20 protein-coding genes are annotated in these 19,101 nt (G+C 65.6%); 14 read left to right on the top strand and 6 right to left on the bottom strand.

Annotation, left to right across the window (positions count from 1 at the left end; genetic code table 11):
* From V2S85_RS25255 to V2S85_RS25235, 5 genes are all read right to left on the bottom strand, one after another.
* Window positions 1–607 (bottom strand): GntR family transcriptional regulator (locus V2S85_RS25255; RefSeq protein WP_330705553.1); only part of this gene is annotated, 607 nt, incomplete at its 3' end.
* A 117-nt stretch (window positions 608–724) separates the two neighbouring features.
* Entirely contained in the window at window positions 725–1,204 is a 480-nt protein-coding gene (locus V2S85_RS25250; protein ID WP_330705552.1) for a heme-degrading domain-containing protein, read from the bottom strand.
* The gene (locus tag V2S85_RS25245; protein WP_330705551.1) at window positions 1,201–2,268 is read right to left on the bottom strand and encodes a Gfo/Idh/MocA family oxidoreductase; all 1,068 of its coding nucleotides are present in this window, start codon (window positions 2,266–2,268) and stop codon (window positions 1,201–1,203) included. The genes V2S85_RS25250 and V2S85_RS25245 overlap by 4 nt, the downstream gene beginning before the upstream one ends.
* A gap of 25 nt (window positions 2,269–2,293) precedes the next feature.
* Window positions 2,294–3,682, bottom strand: a complete 1,389-nt coding sequence (locus V2S85_RS25240) for a glycoside-pentoside-hexuronide (GPH):cation symporter (protein ID WP_330705550.1) — start codon at window positions 3,680–3,682, stop codon at window positions 2,294–2,296.
* Window positions 3,679–4,794 (bottom strand): hypothetical protein, encoded by a 1,116-nt coding sequence (locus V2S85_RS25235; protein ID WP_330705549.1) that lies wholly within the window; start codon window positions 4,792–4,794, stop codon window positions 3,679–3,681. The genes V2S85_RS25240 and V2S85_RS25235 overlap by 4 nt, the downstream gene beginning before the upstream one ends.
* 273 nt (window positions 4,795–5,067) lie before the next feature.
* Here V2S85_RS25235 and V2S85_RS25230 point away from each other — a divergent pair, with 273 nt between their 5' ends.
* Window positions 5,068–7,824: a TonB-dependent receptor plug domain-containing protein gene (locus tag V2S85_RS25230; protein WP_330705548.1), complete on the top strand. Its 2,757-nt coding sequence runs from the start codon at window positions 5,068–5,070 to the stop codon at window positions 7,822–7,824.
* Between the two features lie 140 nt (window positions 7,825–7,964).
* On the opposite strand, the gene V2S85_RS25225 is transcribed toward V2S85_RS25230, so the two are convergent.
* On the bottom strand, window positions 7,965–8,429 hold the full coding sequence (locus tag V2S85_RS25225) for a MarR family winged helix-turn-helix transcriptional regulator (RefSeq protein ID WP_330705547.1): 465 nt from the start codon (window positions 8,427–8,429) through the stop codon (window positions 7,965–7,967).
* A 129-nt stretch (window positions 8,430–8,558) separates the two neighbouring features.
* On the opposite strand from V2S85_RS25225, the gene V2S85_RS25220 reads away from it, so the two are divergent.
* From V2S85_RS25220 to V2S85_RS25160, 13 genes are all read left to right on the top strand, one after another.
* On the top strand, window positions 8,559–9,734 hold the full coding sequence (locus V2S85_RS25220; protein ID WP_330705546.1) for an amidase: 1,176 nt from the start codon (window positions 8,559–8,561) through the stop codon (window positions 9,732–9,734).
* The gene (locus V2S85_RS25215) at window positions 9,731–10,897 is read left to right on the top strand and encodes an acyl-CoA dehydrogenase family protein (RefSeq protein WP_330705545.1); all 1,167 of its coding nucleotides are present in this window, start codon (window positions 9,731–9,733) and stop codon (window positions 10,895–10,897) included. The genes V2S85_RS25220 and V2S85_RS25215 overlap by 4 nt, the downstream gene beginning before the upstream one ends.
* A gap of 25 nt (window positions 10,898–10,922) precedes the next feature.
* Complete coding sequence (locus V2S85_RS25210) at window positions 10,923–11,285, top strand: hypothetical protein (protein WP_330705544.1); 363 nt, start codon at window positions 10,923–10,925, stop codon at window positions 11,283–11,285.
* On the top strand, window positions 11,282–11,839 hold the full coding sequence (locus tag V2S85_RS25205; RefSeq protein ID WP_330705543.1) for a nuclear transport factor 2 family protein: 558 nt from the start codon (window positions 11,282–11,284) through the stop codon (window positions 11,837–11,839). The genes V2S85_RS25210 and V2S85_RS25205 overlap by 4 nt, the downstream gene beginning before the upstream one ends.
* Complete coding sequence (locus tag V2S85_RS25200) at window positions 11,836–13,086, top strand: aromatic ring-hydroxylating dioxygenase subunit alpha (protein ID WP_330705542.1); 1,251 nt, start codon at window positions 11,836–11,838, stop codon at window positions 13,084–13,086. The genes V2S85_RS25205 and V2S85_RS25200 overlap by 4 nt, the downstream gene beginning before the upstream one ends.
* Window positions 13,083–13,607 (top strand): aromatic-ring-hydroxylating dioxygenase subunit beta, encoded by a 525-nt coding sequence (locus V2S85_RS25195; protein WP_330705541.1) that lies wholly within the window; start codon window positions 13,083–13,085, stop codon window positions 13,605–13,607. The genes V2S85_RS25200 and V2S85_RS25195 overlap by 4 nt, the downstream gene beginning before the upstream one ends.
* Window positions 13,604–14,362, top strand: a complete 759-nt coding sequence (locus tag V2S85_RS25190) for an SDR family NAD(P)-dependent oxidoreductase (RefSeq protein WP_330705540.1) — start codon at window positions 13,604–13,606, stop codon at window positions 14,360–14,362. The genes V2S85_RS25195 and V2S85_RS25190 overlap by 4 nt, the downstream gene beginning before the upstream one ends.
* A 7-nt stretch (window positions 14,363–14,369) precedes the next feature.
* Window positions 14,370–14,882: a flavin reductase gene (locus V2S85_RS25185; RefSeq protein WP_330705539.1), complete on the top strand. Its 513-nt coding sequence runs from the start codon at window positions 14,370–14,372 to the stop codon at window positions 14,880–14,882.
* Window positions 14,879–15,673: a 2-keto-4-pentenoate hydratase gene (locus V2S85_RS25180; RefSeq protein WP_330705538.1), complete on the top strand. Its 795-nt coding sequence runs from the start codon at window positions 14,879–14,881 to the stop codon at window positions 15,671–15,673. The genes V2S85_RS25185 and V2S85_RS25180 overlap by 4 nt, the downstream gene beginning before the upstream one ends.
* Before the next feature lie 23 nt (window positions 15,674–15,696).
* Complete coding sequence (locus tag V2S85_RS25175; RefSeq protein WP_330705537.1) at window positions 15,697–16,011, top strand: 2Fe-2S iron-sulfur cluster-binding protein; 315 nt, start codon at window positions 15,697–15,699, stop codon at window positions 16,009–16,011.
* A gap of 84 nt (window positions 16,012–16,095) precedes the next feature.
* Window positions 16,096–16,836: a class II aldolase/adducin family protein gene (locus tag V2S85_RS25170; RefSeq protein WP_330705536.1), complete on the top strand. Its 741-nt coding sequence runs from the start codon at window positions 16,096–16,098 to the stop codon at window positions 16,834–16,836.
* A gap of 92 nt (window positions 16,837–16,928) precedes the next feature.
* The gene (locus tag V2S85_RS25165) at window positions 16,929–18,926 is read left to right on the top strand and encodes a cellulase family glycosylhydrolase (protein ID WP_330705535.1); all 1,998 of its coding nucleotides are present in this window, start codon (window positions 16,929–16,931) and stop codon (window positions 18,924–18,926) included.
* A gap of 40 nt (window positions 18,927–18,966) precedes the next feature.
* Window positions 18,967–19,101, top strand: a 135-nt coding sequence (locus V2S85_RS25160; protein WP_330705554.1) for an FAD-dependent oxidoreductase, incomplete at its 3' end; no start/stop codon positions are given.

Here is a 19,101-nt window from a genome sequence, read left to right as displayed (position 1 = left end):
CCAATGCTCGAGATCCCGCTGCCAATCCTCTTCCATCGCCAGCCTCCATCAAAGCTGGCTCCCTATGAATCACGCATTTCCCCTGCAGGGAATCCCGAAAATCACAATTCTGCCAAAGTAGTGCTAGATCAAGGTCGATGATCCCGGCGAAGGTGCGTGCCGGCAGCCAGATTTCTTCTCGCAGCGGGGTGCGCCCTTCTCCTGTTCGAAGCCGCAGCAGACGCACAGTCTTTTCTTGGGAAGCCGGCGCCAGATTCTGACGTACTTGTTTCGGAGGATCGATTATTTCTTGCGAACGGATGCGGGCTGATGGAATGAGCGGCCGATCGGCGACCATACCGCGACGAAAGAAGCGAAACAGCGAATTCCTGAATTCCGCGCGCCTGACGAATATCCCTTTGCCATGGACACGCTCGACGAGGCCGCCGCTCACCAGCTTGTCGATCGCGCGACGAACGGTGCCCAGGGCTACTTTGTATGTCGCTGCGAGGTCTGCTTCGGACGACATGCAGTGCCCCGCCTGCCATTCACCCGCCGCGATCCGTGCCGCGATGCTGTCGCGGATACGCTCGTAACGGGGAAGACGGCTGTCGCGGGGCGTACTCATGGTCGCCTTCATAGAGATAAGCAAACTCAGGGCGTATAGGCTGGCACCTCAACGTTCCGTGACGGCGAAGATCATGGGCAACTGCTCCGCAAGATCGAGAGGCCTGATTGCGACGCATTACCGCTCGCTTCGATTCCAGACCAGTTCGCGCAGCACTGCAACGACCAGCGCGTGGTCCTGCTCCTCCGGCAGGCCGCTTACCGCGGCCCCGCCCACCATGCCGACGCCGGATATGCGGATCGGCACTGCTCCGCCCGCGCAGGCATAGGCCTTGTCGTCCAGGCCATAGCGCTCGAAAGTTGCCCCGCGTGCGCGCATGTGGAGAGCGGTGGCATAGCTGCTGCGCTCGAAATGCGTGACGACCGCCAGCTTTCGCAATGCCCAAGCGACATTGTCCGCCGTCGCCCCGTCAAGCACGGCCTGGAACAGCGTTGCTGCGCCGCGCCGGATCACGATCGCTACGCTCGCATCGCGCTCCAGCGCCATTTCGCGCAGCCGCGTGCCGAGCCACCACGCGTCATCGTTGGTGAAACGGGTCAGGGCCAAGGCCGCTTCTTCGGCGTCGATGGCGGCGATCCGGTCGGGGCTGGTCGTCATGTGGGCGGTTCCGTGGTGAGGGGCAGTAAAATCGCGATGCCCTCCTTGGCGGAGCGGACGCCTGCTTCGAGCACCGCCAGCACGTCGAGGATCTGCCCGGGCGGCGTGGGATTGACGCCATCGCCTCGGATGGCCGCCGCCACTGCGCCATAGAAGCGCCCGTAGTCGCCTGGCAAGGCTGGGATCGCCTCGGCCTCGGCCCCGAGCGCTATGCGCAGCAAGGGATCGCTGTCGACCCCCCAGCCGGGCGCGCCGGGGGCGAGGCCCTGCATCATCTGCATGCCCTGCGGATCGTCGCCGTGCTTGAACAGGCTTGCCTGTGAGCCGTGGACCACGAAGCTGGGAGAGGCGCCGCGCGCAGTCAGCGAATAGTGCAGCACGACTTCGTGGCGGGCATAGCCCAGGATCGCTTGGCCCCAGTCGTCCGCAGCGGTTTCGTCGCGCAGGCTGGCGAAGCGCGCGGTCACGTGCAGGGGCCGGCCGAACAATTCCACGGCCTGGTCTACCAAGTGGGCGCCGAAGTCGTACCAGCCGCCCGCTCCCGGCTCCACCGGGGCGGACCAGCCGGGTGCGATGATTGGCTTGAAACGCTCCATGCGGCTCTCGAACGATCGCACCTGTCCGCAATGGCCGTCGGCGATGGCGTGGCGCACGGTCAGGAAATCGCTGTCGAAGCGGCGGTTCTGGAACACGCAGACCACGCGGTCATGTTCGTCGGCGAGGCGCAGCAGTGCGGCTGCCTCGGCGCGGTCGAGGCAGAAGGGCTTTTCGACCAGCACGTGCTTGCCGCCAAGGATCGCAGCACGGGCGAGTTCGGCGTGGCTGTCGTTGGGGGTGGCGATCACGACCAGGTCGATTTCGCGATCCGCCATCAGCGCTGCAGGCGTGGCATGATGGCGCGCCGTGGGGGCGATCTGCTCAGCAAGGTCGGGCCGGCTGGTGCAGACGGCCGCCAGTTCGATGCCTTCCGTAGCGTCGATCAGCGGTACGTGCATCATGCGTCCGGCGGCACCCAGCCCGATCAGGCCGGTGCGGATCGGCGCTTGCGTCGATGATTGCGTCATCTCGATTATCCTTCGATCGCTGGTGTCAGCCGGCGGCCCGTTCGCGTGCGGCCAACTGGTCGCAGATGTCCTCGTGAACCCCGCGCTTCATCGGCGAGAGATACGTGGCGATGCCGCTGAGCGCGACGCCTGCCCCGGCCAGCACCGCAATGACGATGGGCAGCATCGCCGCCATTTTCGCCGCGCCGGTCTCCATGTTCTCGACGCCTGCGAGCGACAGGGCCCAGCCAAGCGCGCCGGCGGCAAGGCCGAGACCCATCTTCTGGAAGAACATGAACAGGCCGACGAGGAACGCCTCCATGCGCCAGCCGCTGGCCAGTTCGCCGAACTCGACGGTGTCGGGCAGCAGCGACCAGTAGGAGACGATCATCGCGACCACCGCGATCTGCATGACGATGTAAAACGCGGTTGCTGCGGTCGCGCCGGTCGGCCGTACGGCGAGGAACAGGCACAGCGTCGCGAAGGCGATGCCCGCACCGGTCAGCCAGACCTCGCGCTTGCCGCGCCTGCGCGCCAGCCACGACCAGAAGGGCACGAGCACGAAGGCGGACGAGGTGACGATGGTAAGCGCAGGGCTGCTGGCATCGACGTCCTTCACGACGTACTTGAAGTAGTAGATCAACGACTTGCTGATGACGGTGATCGCCAGCTGTGCGCCCAGCAGGCCGACCACCAGTGTGCAGAATGCGCGGTTCGCGAACGTCGCGCGCCAGCGCTGCGCTGCGCTGGGGGCGGGCATGCCGACTTGCGCCGCGCTTTCCTGCGGCTCGATCACGCGCGCAGCCACGAACAGGAAGATCGCCGAAGCGAGGATGCCGGACAGCACCGCGACCCACAGGAAGCCGATCGCCTCGGTGCTGCCGAGCATGGCGGTGAGCGGTCTCGTCCCCAGCGCCACGGTCATCGACCCGGCGGCGGCGAACAGCATGCGATAGCCGGTCAAGCTGGCGCGTTCGCCGCTGTCGCGGGTGACCCTTGCGACGAGCGAGGCCATCGGCACCGCGACGCTGGTGTAGCACATGCGGAACATGAGGTGCGCGGCGGTAACGACGACGACGAGCACCGTGCCGCTGGCAGACGGCGACCAGTAGATCAGCATGAACGAAAGCGCGAGCGGCGCCGCTCCGGCAACCAGCCACGGGCGATACTTGCCCCAGCGGGTGTTGGTCCGCTCGATCAGGGCGCCGAACAGGGGGTCGATGCAGCCGTCGAAGATCGATGCCGCCATGTAGATGGTGCCCGCCACCCCGACGCTCAGCCCGACGACGTCGGTGTAGAAGTAGAGCAGGAAGTAGGTGATGCTCTGCCAGTACAGGTTCATGCCGAAATCGCCGACCGCCAGGCTGAGCTTGCGGCCCAGCGAAAGCGGAGCCGGCGCTGCGGGAATGGTCGCTGCTGTTGCTTCTGCTGTCATCGCGTTTGCGCCTTCGCTGAGGATAAGTCCGCATCCGGGTAGGCGACATAGGCGAATCGCCTGCTGTCCGCCGCCCAACTGTTGACGTTGAGGCTGCCTTGGCCGCCGTTAAAGGAGGCAAGCGTCACCGGTTCGCCCCCGGAGGCGGGGATGAGGCGGATTTCGACCGGCATGTCGGCGGGGTGCCCCAATGTTTCGGGCGGATAGCTCAGATAGGCGATCCACTGCCCGTCGGGACTGGGGTGGGGGAACCAGTCCACCCGGTCACCGTGCGTCATGCGTTCCCGTTGCGATCCGTCGGGTCGTATGCGGAACAGGCGGGCATGGCCAGGTCGGTCGGCCTCGATCTCGGCATTGAACCAGATCCACTCGCCGTCGGGCGTCCATTCAGGCCCGTCCACGGGAATGTCGGACACGATCAGCGCGCTAGCCGGGCCGCCAGCCGCAAGGAACGTATGGAGACCCCACGAAGCATGCGGATCGCGTACGTTCTTCGTCGTGCACGCCAGTGTCGATCCATCTGGCGACACGCCGTGAAGATAGAATGCGAGATGGCTTTCCGGCGATATGCGGCGGGGTATGCCACCTTCCAGAGGAAGCGCGTATATGCAGCCAGCGGCAGAGATATAGATATCGTTGCCATCGGGAGAAAGGACATGGTCGTTGTTGACGTCGGTGATGCCGGCACAGGCGATCTCGTCGAGCTGCGTGTCATCATCGAGGCAAAGGCGGTGCAGGGCACCTGAGCCATTGACGATCAACTGCTCGCGCTCAGGAAGCCAGTTGGGCGCTTCGACGAGCCTGTCGAAACACCCGATCGTGATATGGTGCGCCGCACCGATCTCAAGAAAGCGCACTTCGGAGACTTGCCCCTTGCGCAAGGTCCTGAACGGGCCCGCATTCACGTGCGGGGTCGGAGAATCGGCCATTGGTTCATCCACAGCAAAGGCAATGCGTAACGCCAGCCAATCCTGACGTAACAAAAATGAAAATTCAAGTGAATATGATATGGAATGTCGCGAGCTTGCCGTCGATTGGAGGGCTTCTGCTCGTAGCCGCGAGCCGCGCGCGAGGCTTAGGCGAATCGTTGAAATGTATCGGCGATTTTTCATGGCGCCCGGCTCTCGTAAAGGCTGGCACGATGAATACCACGATGCGAACGCTCGGTCGGGCGCTACTCGGCTTCCAGCGAAATGCATAAGCAAATCCACCACTTGTGCCTAACCGGCACGGCACCTCATCATCGGCATTTCGGGCCATTTGTGTGTCGCGCATAAGCTCAAAATATCACTTGAACATTCACGCTAATGATGTAACTTTTTTCACGTCGAGGACAAAACGACCGCATGAAATGGTCGCTCACAGGGTTGCAAATGGGGGTTTTCATGAATCAACAGGTACACCAGCACGTCGGCCAGCAGCGTATGCTTCGCCTTGCTCTCGGCGTCAGCGCCGTAGCTCTTTCGCTGGGCGCTTCCGCCACTTCATTCGCGCAGGAAGCCGAAGGAGCCTCGCAGCCGGCGGGAGACATCGTCGTCACCGGCAGTCGTGTCCAGCGTGACGGCTACACTTCGCCGACGCCGACCACTATCATCACCGCGGACGATCTGCTCAAGACCGCGCCGGCAAACGTCGCTGACGCCGTGAACCGCCTTCCTGCGCTTTCGGGCTCGACCACGCCGCGCACCGTCAACAACAGCGCCATCGGCACCGGCGGCGCCAACCTGCTCAACCTGCGCAACCTTGGCGCACCGCGCTCGCTGGTGCTGCTCAGCGGCCGCCGCGTCGTCGCTTCGGCCGCCAACGGTGCCGTCGACATCAACCTGCTCCCCACGGCGCTCCTCAAGCGCGTGGACGTGGTCACCGGCGGCGCTTCGGCGGCCTATGGTTCCGACGCGGTCGCGGGCGTCGTGAACTTTGTCCTCGACGAGGAATACGAAGGCCTCAAGGGCTCGATCCAGGCCGGTATCTCGCAGGAAGGCGACGGCGCCGAGAGGAAAGGCGATCTTTCGTGGGGCACCGGCTTTGCCGACGGCCGCGGCCACATCGTCGTCTCGGGCTCCTACACCAAGATCGGCAGCGTCGATAACGCCTCTTCGCGGTCGTGGTACAACGGCAGCAAGCTGATCACCAACCCGGCCTATGTCGCGGGCGGGACGGCGCCGCAGTACATCGTCGCCAAGAACGTCGGCCTGGCTACTGCCGCTCCCGGCGGCCTGATCACCTCCGGTTCGCTGAAGGGCACGATGTTCAACGCCGACGGCACGACGTCCCAGTTCGACTACGGCTATGCCTCGGGCCTGCTCTCGGTCGGTGGCACGTCCAACGACTTCGCCGAGAACATCCAGCTGCAGCCGGATCAGGAGAACTATAGCGTCTTCTCGCACGCCAGCTACGAACTGACCGACAGCATCAAGCTGTTCGGCGAATTCAGCTACGCGCGCAGCAAGACGAACATCGAATCGGTTCCGTATTTCCGCTTCGGCAACGTCGCCATCGCTGCCGACAACGCCTATATGCCCGATTCTATCACGTCCGGTTTTACCATGGGCACGACGAACGCCTCGATCGGCGCGGCGCAGGTCTATGCTGACCGCAAGGTGACGCGCTGGGTCGGCGGTGTCGAGGGCGATCTGGGCAGCGGCTGGACCTGGAACGCCTATTACCAGGACGGTCTCTCCAAGATCACCAACGAGGTGCGCAACAACACCATCATCGCCAACTACCTGTTGGCAATCGACGCGGTCGATGACGGCACCGGCAACATCGTCTGCCGCTCGACGCTCACCAACCCCGGCAACGGTTGCGTACCCATCAACACTTTCGGCGGCAACGCGATCTCCGACGCGGCGCGCGACTACGTGACCGGCACCGCCGTGCAGCACACCCGCATTCACGAGCAGGTCGCCTCGGCCAACATCCAGGGCGAGCCGTTCTCAACCTGGGCCGGCCCGGTGAGCATCGCCGCCGGTGTCGAGTGGCGCCGCGAGACCTTCTCGGCCGATGCCGATGCGATCTCGCAGGCGAGCGGTTTCTGGCTGGGCAACTACAAGGCCAGCTCGGGCGGCTACAACATCAAGGAAGGCTACCTCGAAACGGTGGTGCCGCTGCTCAATGACAAGCCCTTTGTCAAATCGCTGGAGTTCAGCGGCGCGGCGCGTGTCACCGACTACAGCACCAGCGGCACCGTGGTGACGTGGAAGGCCGGCTTGACCTGGGAAATCAACGACTCGGTCAAGCTGCGCGGCACCCGTTCGCGCGATATCCGGGCGCCCAACTTCAACGACCTGTACCAGGGCGGAACCTCGGTTTCGATCACGGTCAACGATCCGACCACGTCGACCACCTATTCGACGCTCCGCGTGGTCAAGGGCAACCTCGACCTCCAGCCGGAAATCGCCACGACCTGGGCCGGCGGCATCGTCTTCCAGCCCTCGTTCCTGCCGGGCTTCGCGGCATCGGTCGATTACTACGACATCGCCATCAAGGATGCGATCACCACGCCGACCCAGCAGCAGGTGGTCGATGGGTGCCAGGCCGGAAACACGCTGTACTGCGGTCTCATCACGCGCGGCACCGACGGCCTGATCACCCAGATCATCACCCCGGGCGTCAACGCCAACGAAGAGCGCGTACGCGGCCTCGACATCGATCTGAGCTACCGCACCGAAGCACTGGGCGGCGAACTCATGCTTCGCGCCCTGGGCACCCATGTGTTCGAGCACTCGATCACCAGCGCCTTCACGGGCAAGTACGAGTATGTGGGCGACTACGGTGGCGACGTGACGTATGCGACCCCGGCCTGGCGTGCGAGCACCTCTCTGCAGTACACGAAGGATGCCTTCACCCTCGGCCTGCAGGAGCGCTTCATCAGCGCGGGCCGCGTGAGCAACGCCTACACTTCGGCGCAGCTTGCGAACAATCACGTGGACTCGGTGTTCTACACCGACCTCAACCTGGACTTCGCGATCGGCGACGACGGCAAGAAGCACTTCTTCATGGCAGTCGAGAACCTGTTCAACCAGGCCCCGCCGGTCGCGCCCAGCACCACCGGCAACGGTTATGGCCACATCGGCACCAACACCACGCTGTACGACGTGATGGGCCGCTACTTCCGCATTGGTTTCAAGGCGGAGATGTAATCGGATCAGGGTGGGGGAGAGGACCACTCTCCCCTGGGTGACCTGCCTGCTGCGCTGCTTTCGGGCAGGTGCGGGCGCAAGAGACCCAACGGCACTGGGAGGGTCGCGCAAGCGATCCTCCCTTTTTTATGCGCAGTGGTTCAGTCTGCGAGGTTCGCGGTCATCCGCTGGAGCAGCTGGTTCAGCGCCGCGATCTCCTCTTGTCCGACGTCTTCGAACGCACGGCGGTAAATGCGATTGGCCACGGCCCAGGCCTGTTCGCCCGCTTCGCGTCCGGCCGGGGTAAGGCGCACTTCGGTGACGCGCCCGTCGGCGGCGCTCTGCTGCGATACGACGAGGCCGTCGGCCTGCATGCGCTGGATGATCTTGGTCATCGTCGGCAGCTTTACGATCGCATGGTCGGCGATCTCGCTCACGCTCAGGACTTCGCGTCCGCGCAGGCTCATCAAAACGCGCCAGCGAGGCACGTCGAGGCCGATGTTCTTCAGGCCCAGCTCGATGCGATGCAGGTAGCTGCCTGTAAACCGCGTGAGCCAGTAGAATGGCCAGCGCTCCATCTGGAACGCGTCGGCGTCGTCTGCTTCGTTCTGGGGGCCCGCGGGCATCGTTATCGTCACTCCTGCATGCGGCTTGGCCGTCTGCAATTCCGCTATCCCTTCGCTTGCGCGAGTTCAACGTAAATATGTGAGAATTTGGTTGACAATTCACGCAATAAATAATCTATGAGACTCGTCATGAACATCGACAATCCCATCTTCGCAGAGCGCTATCCCGCCAGTGACGCGGGCAACGGCACGGGCCTGACGGTCGGTGTCAAGGACTGCATCGATATAGCCGGACGGCGCACGACATGCGGTTCGCGGGCATTTGCGCAGGCCGCTCCAGCGGCAGCGGATGCGGCCGTCGTCAAGGCGTTGGTGAATGGCGGCTGCCGCATCCTCGGCAAGACCACGATGCACGAACTGGCCTACGGCATGACCGGCATCAACGGCTGGACCGGCACGGTCGAGAACCCGCGTTATCCCGGCCTGATCGCCGGTGGTTCATCGAGCGGCTCGGCCGCCGCCGTTGCCGCCGGACTGGTGGACATCGCGCTGGGTTCCGACACTGGCGGCTCGATCCGGCTTCCCGCCGCGTGCTGCGGTGTCATCGGTTTGAAGCCGACCTTCGGGCGCGTGAGCAGGGAAGGGGTCCACCCGCAGAATTCCTCGCAGGACTGCGTAGGCGTCTTCGCATCGTCGCTCGATCTCGTCGATCAGGCGATGGCGTTGATCGACCCCGCCTATGTGGTGTCGCCCGCGCCCGCCGCGGTGCGCGTGGGCATCGTCGCTGTTGCCGCCGAGCCTGAGATTACCGAAGCGGTGGATGCGGCGCTCGAGGCTGCCGGGTCTCACGGCGACCGCGTGCCGCTCTACCGGATGGAAGATGCCTTTCAGGCCGGTGTCGTGCTCATGGCTGCTGAGGCTTACGCATCCTATGGGCACCTGATCGAAACTGGGCTGCTGGGCGCCGACGTGGAAGCGCGGCTGCGCGCCGCCCCTGACGTGGCGAGCGCCGAGCGCGTGGCATGGGCCGAGGGTGTGCGCAGAGCCTTCTCCGCCGCCGTCGATCGCGCGCTCGAAGAATACGACGTTCTGGCGATGCCGACGCTGCCGGCGTTCCCGCCCGAACTGGCGAACCTGGGCGATCCGGCCGCCGTGCTGCGCCTGTCCGCGCTGGTGCGTCCGTTCAACCTTTCCGGCCATCCGGCGATCTCGCTGCCGCTGCAGGCACCTTCGGGGCGGCCTTGCGCGATGCAGCTGGTCGCACGCCACGGCGACGATGCCCGCTTGTGCGGGGCGGCTCGCGCCCTTTCCGATCCGCTCGCTCGCAGCGAGGCGATTCCCATGCCGACAAGGAACCCCGAATGATCATCGTCCCGCTCGAACGTGACAAGGAAGCAGTTTCGCCGGTCGGCCACATCGTCAGCGAAGCTATGATCGCCCGCCTCGGCGCTCGCCGCGAGGAGTTCCGTCGGGACGGCCAGCTTCCCGCCGATGTCGTCGAGGAACTGCGCCGTGTGGGCGTCTACCGCGCCCTGGTTGCGCGCCAGTACGGCGGTGACGAATCCACGCCGATGGCATTCCTCGAACTGGTCGAGCGGCTGTCTCGCGCCGACGGGTCGCTGGGCTGGGTGGCCAGCTTCGGCGTCTCGTGCATGTACCTGGCCTCTTTGCCCGTACAGACCCTGGAGCAGGTCTATGCGAATGGGCCTGACGTAGTCTTTGCCGGGGCCCTGTTCCCGCCCCAGCCCGCCCAGCGCGTCGAAGGCGGCGTGAAGGTGTCCGGCCGCTGGAAGTTCGGCAGCGGCTCCACCGGCGCCTCGCTGATCGGCGTCGGCGTCAAGGTCGAAGGCGCGGATGATGCAGGGCTGCCGCGCATGGCGGTGATGCCGGCTGACAAGGTGACGATCGAGCCCAATTGGGACGTGATCGGCCTGCGCGGCACCGGCAGCCACGACCTGGTTGTCGACGGCGTGGTCGTGCCGGAGGACTGGACTTTCGTGCGCGGCGGCAAGTCGACGCTGGACTCGCCGCTGTACCAGTACCCCTCGATGGCCTTCGCCGCGCAGGTGCTGGCCGTGGTGGGCATCGGCGTGGCCCGCGCCGCGCTGGACGAGATCACCGCGATGGCCGGGGGCCGTGCCTCGATCACCGGCGCGCCGGTCCTGGCCGACCGCGCCTATGTCCAGAACGACATCGCCAAGGGCGAGGCGGCGCTACGCTCGGCGCGGGCGTTCTTCTACGAAGCGACGGAATCGGCCTGGGCGACGCTTGCCGCCGGCGATCCCGTCACCACCGAACAGACCGCGCTGCTGCGCCTGGCCTCCACCCATGTGGCCCGCACCGGCGCCGACGTGGCTGCGCTGGCCTATCGCCTTTCCGGCACCACCGGCATCTACGCCAACCACCCGCTCGCCATGCACATGCAGGACGCCGGCGTCGTGGCGCAGCACGCCTTCCTGTCCGACGGCACCTGGCAGAATGCGGGCAAGGTGCTGCTCGGCCTGCCCACCGGCCCCGGCTTTCCCTGACGCGAACCCTTGCGGAGACATCCCGATGACCGATACCCCTACCAAGCCCCTTCGCGTCCTGTTCTGCGCCGCCGTGCTGCAGAATTTCTTCGACCTGCCCGCCGCCGATATCGGCAAGGTCTGGGCCGCCACCGGCGAAATGCTCAAGGGCATCCGCGACCTGCCGGGTGTTTCCGTGCTGGGTACGATGGACGACGATGAAACCATGGTCGGCACTTCGCCCAACGGCTGGCCCTGGACCTTCTACATCCTGGCCGACGTTCCCGATCGCGCCACTGCCGTCGCCGCCTGCAACCTGTTCCGCTCGATCGAGGTCGGCGAGCACCGGCTGTGGAAGTATATGCGCGTCGAGGCCCGTATCGGCCGGGAACTGGTCATCCCCGCATGATCCCGCAGGGGGACTGTGCTGCTCTTGTCCGACGGGTCGCGTTAATGGAAGCCGAGAGCGCGGTCCGGCGTGTCGCGATGGAATATTTCCGTCTGTGCGACACGCTGGGCCCGCTCACGCCGCTCGATGCCCTGGCCGCGCTGTTCACCGACGACGCGGTGTGGGAAGGCCGGGGACGCTATCGCAAGGCCTTCGGGCGGCACGAGGGGCGCGATGCCATCGTCGGCATGCTGGCCGCTTATGCTGATCCACCGCATTTTGCGCTGAACGGGCACTACCTGTCCTCCGAAAGCATCGAAGTGCAGAGCGAGAGCAGTGCGCGGGGTAGTTGGATGATGCTTCAGGTATCGACCTACAACGACGGGCGCTCGGACTTGCGCAGCGCGGCGATCACCATCGACTTCGTGCGCGAGGGTGAGGCCTGGTGCATCGCCCGCTTCGTCACCGAAAACATCTTCTCCCGCGATGTCGGGCCGTGGAACGACGAGGCGCCGATCTCGGTGCCCGATGCCGCCGCGCCCGACGGGACTGAACAGGAAGGCGTAGACCCATGACCGATTTCGCATCCCTGGTGAAGGACGACCGCGTCCACACCGCGCTGTACAAGGACGCTGCCATCTTCGACGAGGAGATGGAGCGGATCTTCAAGAACACCTGGGTGTGGGTCGCCCACGCCAGCGACGTTCCGGCCAAGAACACCTTCAAGACCAGCTACGTCGGCAGCACGCCGGTGATCGTCACGCGCGACAAGGATCAGAAGGTCCACGTCCTGCTGAACCGTTGCCGCCACCGCGCCGCCAGCGTGTGCGAAAAGGGCAAGGGCAAGACCAGCGTGTTCGTCTGCCCGTACCACGGCTGGAGCTACGGCGTGGACGGCGCGCTTCGCAAGGTGCCTCACGCCAAGGGTTACGAGCAGGAACTGGACAAGGACGAGTTCAGCCTCGTCTCGCTGCGGACCGAGGAATACAACGGCCTGATCTTCGCGACCTTCAAGCAGGACATCGAGCCGCTGGCCGATTTCCTGGGCTCTGCGAAGAAGTGGATCGACCTGTTCATGAAGCAGGACGCCGGCTACGGCATCAAGACGCTGGGCGAACACAAGTTCCGCTTCCCCGGCAACTGGAAGATCCAGCTCGAAAACACGACCGACGCCTACCACTTCCCGATCGTCCACAAGACCTTCCTCGACAGCCTCGATGCCGAGACCGAGGACGTGTTCGACGTGCTGGGCCAGGGTGGCTGGGTCGAGGACCTGGGCAATGGCCACTCGGTCATGGTCATGATCCCCGACCTGATCGACCTGGAAGACAACCTCGACGCACCGATCCCCGAACGTTTCGCCGAACTGGCGCAGGAACTGCGCGACGAAGGCCATGACGATGCGACGGTGCGCCGCGTGGTGCGCGCGGTGGGCGGTTCGGGGTTCAACCTCAACCTGTTCCCCAACGTCGCCTGTTCGATGGCGTTCTTCCGGGTGCTGCGCCCGGTCGCCGTCGACGAGACCGAGATCACCCACGTCGCCATCGGCATGGACGGCGGACCGGTGGCGGGCAACCGCATGCGCCTTCGCCTGCACGAACACTTCCAGGGCCCGATGGGCTTCGGCACCCCCGACGATGCCGAAGGCTGGGAGCGTGTCCAGCGCGGCGCCCGTGCCGGCGACGACCTGTGGATCATGCTCAACCGCGGCGTCGATGCGCCCGAAGGCGTCGCCGAGATCGGCCACAACGCCGGTGACGTCAGCGCCGAAACCGGCATGCGCGCCGCCTACCAGCAGTGGAAGAGGATGATGACGGCATGAGCGTCGCGATAGAGGAGAAACCCGAGGTGACCACACCGACCTGCGAGGCCCCCACCTTCGACGAGGCGATCGCCTTCATCTGGACCGAGGCCGACATCCTCGACCGGCTCGACTACAAGCCCTGGCTGGCACTGTGGACCGAGACCGGCGAATATATCATCCCGGTCGAGCGCGATGCGGCCGACTATGCCGACGCGCTCAACATCGTGCTCGACGACAAGGTCATGCGCGAAGCGCGGGCCAAGCGCCTGCTGTCGGGCTTCTCGATGTCCTCGGCGCCGCCGGCGCGCACCGTGCGCACCGTCTCGCGCTTCGTCGAGGTATCGCGCGAAGGCAATGCCATCACCCTGCGCGCCGCGCAGATGCTGGCCGAGTACAAGTACCAGCACATGCGCTTCCTGCCCGCCGACATGGAATACCGCATCGTGCGCGAGGCCGACGGACGGCTGCTGATCGACCGCAAGGTCGTCAAGCTGATCAACGCGGACGATTATCAATTCGGAATCGGGTACCTGCTGTGAACAAATCCTCCTCCAGTTCACGGACGGTCCTGGTCACCGGCGCATCGCAGGGCCTCGGCGCTGCGATCGCCGGTGCCTTCCACCGCGCCGGCTACAACGTCGGCGTCTCCGATATCGACGGCGCCCGCGCTGCCGATGTGGCCAAGTCGCTTGACCCCGCAGGCGCCACGGCGATCGGCATCGAACTCGACGTGCGCGATCAGGGCGCCTTCGAGGCCGCGCGCGACACGCTGGTGGCGCGCTGGGGCTCGATCGAGGCGCTGGTCAACAACGCCGTCGTTACCATCGTGCGCCCGGTGCTGGAAATTTCGCCAGACGAGTTCGACAAGGTGATCACCGTCAACCTGCGCGGCACTTTCGTCGCCTGCCAGGTGTTCGGCCGCTACTTCAAGGAGCGCGGCCACGGCCGGATCGTCAACATCGCCTCGCTGGCGGGGCAGAACGGGGGCACCGCCACCGGCGCGCACTATGCCGCGTCCAAGGGCGGCATCATCACCCTGACCAAGGTGTTCGCGCGCGATCTGGCGCCTTTCGGGATCACCGTGAACGCTATTGCGCCCGGCCCGCTCGACCTGCCATCGGTGCGCGCGCTGGTGCCCGCCGACAAGCTGGAAGGCATCATCGCCGGCATTCCCGTGCGTCATCTCGGCTCGCCCGACTTCGTCGCCGAGACCGCCGTTCACCTGGCCTCGCCCGAGGCCGCTTTTGCCAATGGCGCCATCTGGGACGTCAACGGCGGCCTTTTGATGCGGTAACGGACAGATGATCGACATCCAGGATTTCCGCTCGGCCATGGCGCGGCTCGGCGCGGCGGTGAACGTGATCACCACCAATGGCGCCGACGGCCGCTTCGGCATGACCGCCTCGGCGGTCTGCTCGGTCAGCGACGACCCGGCCACGCTGCTGCTCTGCGTCAACCGCAATGCGCGGATGAACGGCATCCTCAAGGCCAACGGGCGCTTCGCCGTCAACGTGCTGTCGGCCCGGCAGGAGGAGTTCTCCCGCTGCTTCGCCGACTCCACCCTGTCGATGGACGAGCGCTTCGGCCGCTGCGGCCCCTGGCACAACATGACCGGCGAATTGCCGGGCCTGACCGGCGCGCTCGCGGTGTTCGCCTGCACGGTCGCCAGCGTCACCGAAGTCGGCACGCACAGCCTGTTCATCGGCTCCGTCGAGCAACTGCTGCTGGGCGAGGAGGACGAAGGCCTGGTCTACTTCGGCCGGCGCTATCACGCCCTGCGCGGTGCCGCGATGCCGCAGGCGCTGTCGGCATGACGGTGCAGGACACCGCGCAGGCCTTCATCGCCGCCCGCCGCGAGGGCAGGGGCCTGGCCGCCTTCCCCGGCACGGTGCCCCCTACGCTGGACGAGGCCTATGCCATCCAGCAGGCGGCGATCGGCGGCTGGGACGACAATGTCGCCGGCTGGAAGGTCGGCCGCATCCTCGGCGCGCTGGAAGCCGAGCATGGCGCCAATCGCTTCCTCGGGCCGATCTTCGCGGCCACCGTGCAACAGGCCGCGCCGCCGGTATCGAGCCTGTTCCCGGTCTTCGACGGCGGCTTCGGCGCGCTGGAAGTCGAGATCGTCGCGGTGGTCGGCAGCGACCAGCCGGCGGACAAGGTGACCTGCACCGCCGACGAGGCGCGCCAGGCCGTCTCGGCGCTGTATATCGGCATCGAGATCGCCGGCAGTCCGCTCGCGGTGATCGACGCACTCGGTCCGCTCGCCTCGATCGCCGGGTTCGGCAACAATGCCGGCCTGATCCTGGGGCCCGAGATCGCCGACGGGCTGATGCGTGCCGATGCGGACTTGCGCGCGCGCACCACGATCGAGGGCACCGTCGCGGGCGAGGGCGACGCCACCCGGTTGCCCGGCGGTATCTGGGGCGCCGTGGCTTTCGCGCTGGAGACGGCGGCACGGCTCGGCCGTCCGCTGCGCGCGGGGCAGTACATTTCCACAGGCGCGCTGACCGGCGTGCATGCGGTGACCAAGGGGCAGGTCTGCACCGCCGATTTCGGGGACGACGGGCGGCTCGACTGCCTGACCGTCCCGGTAATCGCCGGTTGAGACAACAGGGGTAGACGATAACCATGGTGCAACTGACGATCGTGGGCCGCGAGGGCGCCGAAACGCACATCGAGGCCGATGCCGGCCTGACGCTGATGGAAGCGATCCGCGAGGCGGGCTTCGACGAATTGCAGGCGATGTGCGGCGGCAGCTGCTCGTGCGCGACCTGCCATGTCTTCCTGGAGGAGGGGTTCGATGCGTTCCCCGCCGCCGACGAGGACGAGGACGACCTGCTCGACAGCAGCGACTATCGCCGCGCCAACAGCCGCCTGTCCTGCCAGGTCGCCCTGGCCAAGGCACAAGGCGCCTTGCGGGTGGTCATCGCCCCCGAGGATTGAAAAAAGAAGACCGGATATTTCCGGCGGAAAGGGCCGCATGACCAGGCCGTTTCGCCGCAGTGACTTGGATCAGGAGTGCAAGTGATGGACGAGTGGGTTGCCGGTGAAGCGGAGCTGCGCAAGGATCTGGCGAATTTCTACCATCTGGTGGAGTTCTTCGGCTGGAGCGAACTGATCTTCAACCACATCTCCGCGCGTCTGCCGGAGACCGACTGCTATCTCGTCAACCCGTTCGGGCTCAACTATTCCGAGATCACCCCGGACAACCTGGTGACGGTGAACGTCGACGGCGAACTGGCGCGGCCTTCGGCCTATCCCGCCAATCCCGCCGGCTTCGCGCTGCACGGGGCGATCCACAGCAAGCGCCATGACGTCAACTGCGTGGCGCATACGCACTCGCTGGCGATCTCGGCCGTGGCGATGAAGGATGCGGGCTTCGCGCACGACAACTTCTACGGCGCCCAGCTTGTCGGCCGCATCGGCTATCATGAATTCGAGGGCATCACCCTGTTCGCCGACGAGCGCGACCGCATGGTCGAAAGCCTGGGCGAGAACCATGTGCTGGTCCTGCGCAACCACGGCATCGCGGTGTGCGAGCGGGATATCGCCAGCACGTTCATGCTGCTGTGGATCGCCCAGCGCGCCGCCGAAGTGCAGTGCCACGCGGGCCAGATTCCGGGCCCCAACCGCGCACTTCCCGAAGGCGTGGCAGAGCGCTGCAAGGCATCCGCGAAGAAGCTGATGGAGAACGACAAGGTCGCCCGCATGCTGTTCGATTCGCAAGTCCGGCTGATGCGCGCCAAGCTTCCCGTCGACTGGATGTGATGCGCACAGCGGCACTCAACGGCACACAGACGCACCCCAAGCGCACGTAAGCGCACCATGACCGCCCCAAACCCTTGCAAGGCTCCCGCACCATGAAGCTCGATCCCATCGTCGTCAGCGGCGACCGTTTTCTCGACAGTTCCGGGCGCGGCGTCATGCTGCGCGGGGTCAATCTGGGCGGCGACTGCAAGCTGCCTTATCCCTATGGTGGCACCAACTACCCCAGCGACTTCTCCGACCACCGCGACGTCACGTTCATCGGTCGCCCGTTCCCGCTGGGCGAAGCCGACGAGCACCTCGGCCGGCTGGCGCACTGGGGCTTCAACGTCGTGCGCCTGCTGACCACCTGGGAAGCGGTCGAGCATGCCGGCCCCGGCCAGTACGACGAGGATTACCTCGACTACCTCGCCGAAGTCGTCCGCCGCGCCGAGGCGCATGGCCTTTACGTGATGCTCGATTTCCACGAGGACGTCTGGAGCCGGATGACCGGCGGCAGCGGCGCGCCGGGCTGGACGTTCGAGGCGGTCGGCCTCGATTTCACGAAGTTCAACGCCGCGGGCGCCGCCCATGTCATGCAGCACAAGTACGACTATGCGCTGGGTGGCTGGCAGGAAGCCTATCCGCAGATGAGCTGGGGCGCCAACCACCGCCTGCCGCCGACCGGCATCATGTGGACGCTGTTCTTCACCGGCCGCCTGTTCACCCCCGATTTCCACATCGACGGGCGCAACGTGCAGGACTTCCTCCAGGGCCATTACCTGGGCGCGATGGAGCAGGTGGCGCGCAGGCTGGCGCCGATGCCGGGTGTGCTGGGCTTCGACACGCTGAACGAGCCGGTGCATGGCTGGATCGGCCAGCCGTTGTCGTACCGCCACGTCGCCGTCACGCCCGAGCGTCCGGTCAACCCGCGCGTCGGGCTGGCGATGTCGCCGCTCGACAACCTGCTGGCCGCGCGCGGCATCCCTGTCGAGGCGCCGCGCATCGTGCGCGATGCGGTCAGCGGCAAGCTGGAAGTGGGCGGCACCGACACGGTGAACCCCAATGGCGTCTCGATCTGGCTGGACGGCCGCGACTGCCCGTTCGAGCGCGCAGGCGCCTACACCATGCGCGGCGACACCGCCGTCGCCGGGCGCGAAGACTTCTTCTGCGCGGTGCACTCCAGTACCGGGCAGGGCCGCGAGTTGACCATGCAGGAGGATGCCTACGCCGCGCTGTTCCACGCGGTGGCCGGAACCGTGCGCGCGCACCGCGAGGACTGGGCGGTATTCGCCGAGATGGAGCCCTATTCGGCCTTCTCGGGCGCGGCGTTCCCGGCCGGGATGCCCGAACGCTCGGTCAATGCCTCGCACTGGTACGACGGCGCGGTGATCTACACCAAGCGCTTCGATCCCGAGCAGTCGTTCGACTTCGTAACCAACGAGGTAATCTCGGGCATCGACCCGATCCGGACGCGCTACATCGCCGAACTGGGCCGTTTCCGCGGCCAGGCCGATACGTTCAGCTCGGGCGGCGCGCCGGTGCTGATCGGCGAGTTCGGCATTCCCTTCGATCTCGAACACGGCGCTGCCTACAAGGCCTGGGCCGAGGGCGACCGTTCGGAAACGCCGTGGACGCCGCACGTCACCGCGCTGTCGCTGATGTACGATGCGCTCGACGCGCTGGGCTACCACGCGACGCAGTGGAACTACACGGCGACCAATCGCAACGACCTCGCGATCGGCGACGGCTGGAACCAGGAGGATCTCTCGATCTTCTCGCGCGATCAGCAGGACGATCCCGCCGACCCGGATTCGGGCGGTCGCGCGATCAAGGGCTTCTGCCGCCCTTATGTCCGCCGCGTTGCCGGGATGCTCGAAGGCCAGTGCTTCGACTGGGCGAACGGCACGTTCACAGCCAGCTGGCAGAGCGTTCCCGAAGCGATGGGCTCGACAGAAATCTACATCCCGCGCATTCATTTCGGGATGGATCTCTCTGTCGAGTTCGCTGGTGAAGAAACGACGTGGTTGTACGATGAAACGTCGCAGTTGCTTTATGTCGAAGCGACGGCACCAGGATTGGTCCACGCGACTGTGACGGCGAAATTCGGGTAAAAGGCCTATTATGATGAGCTTTGCCCCTGATTTGCCAGCCATGAAAAAATCAGACGTCGTCATCGTGGGAGCGGGACATGGCGGGGCGCAGTGCGCGCTCGCCCTGCGCCAGAACGGGTTCGCGGGAACCATCACCGTCATCGGCCGCGAGCCGGAGTATCCTTACGAGCGCCCG

Source organism: Novosphingobium resinovorum (assembly GCF_036352595.1).
In the GTDB taxonomy this organism is placed as follows: domain Bacteria; phylum Pseudomonadota; class Alphaproteobacteria; order Sphingomonadales; family Sphingomonadaceae; genus Novosphingobium; species Novosphingobium resinovorum_B.
This window is presented reverse-complemented; position numbering and strand designations above follow the sequence as displayed.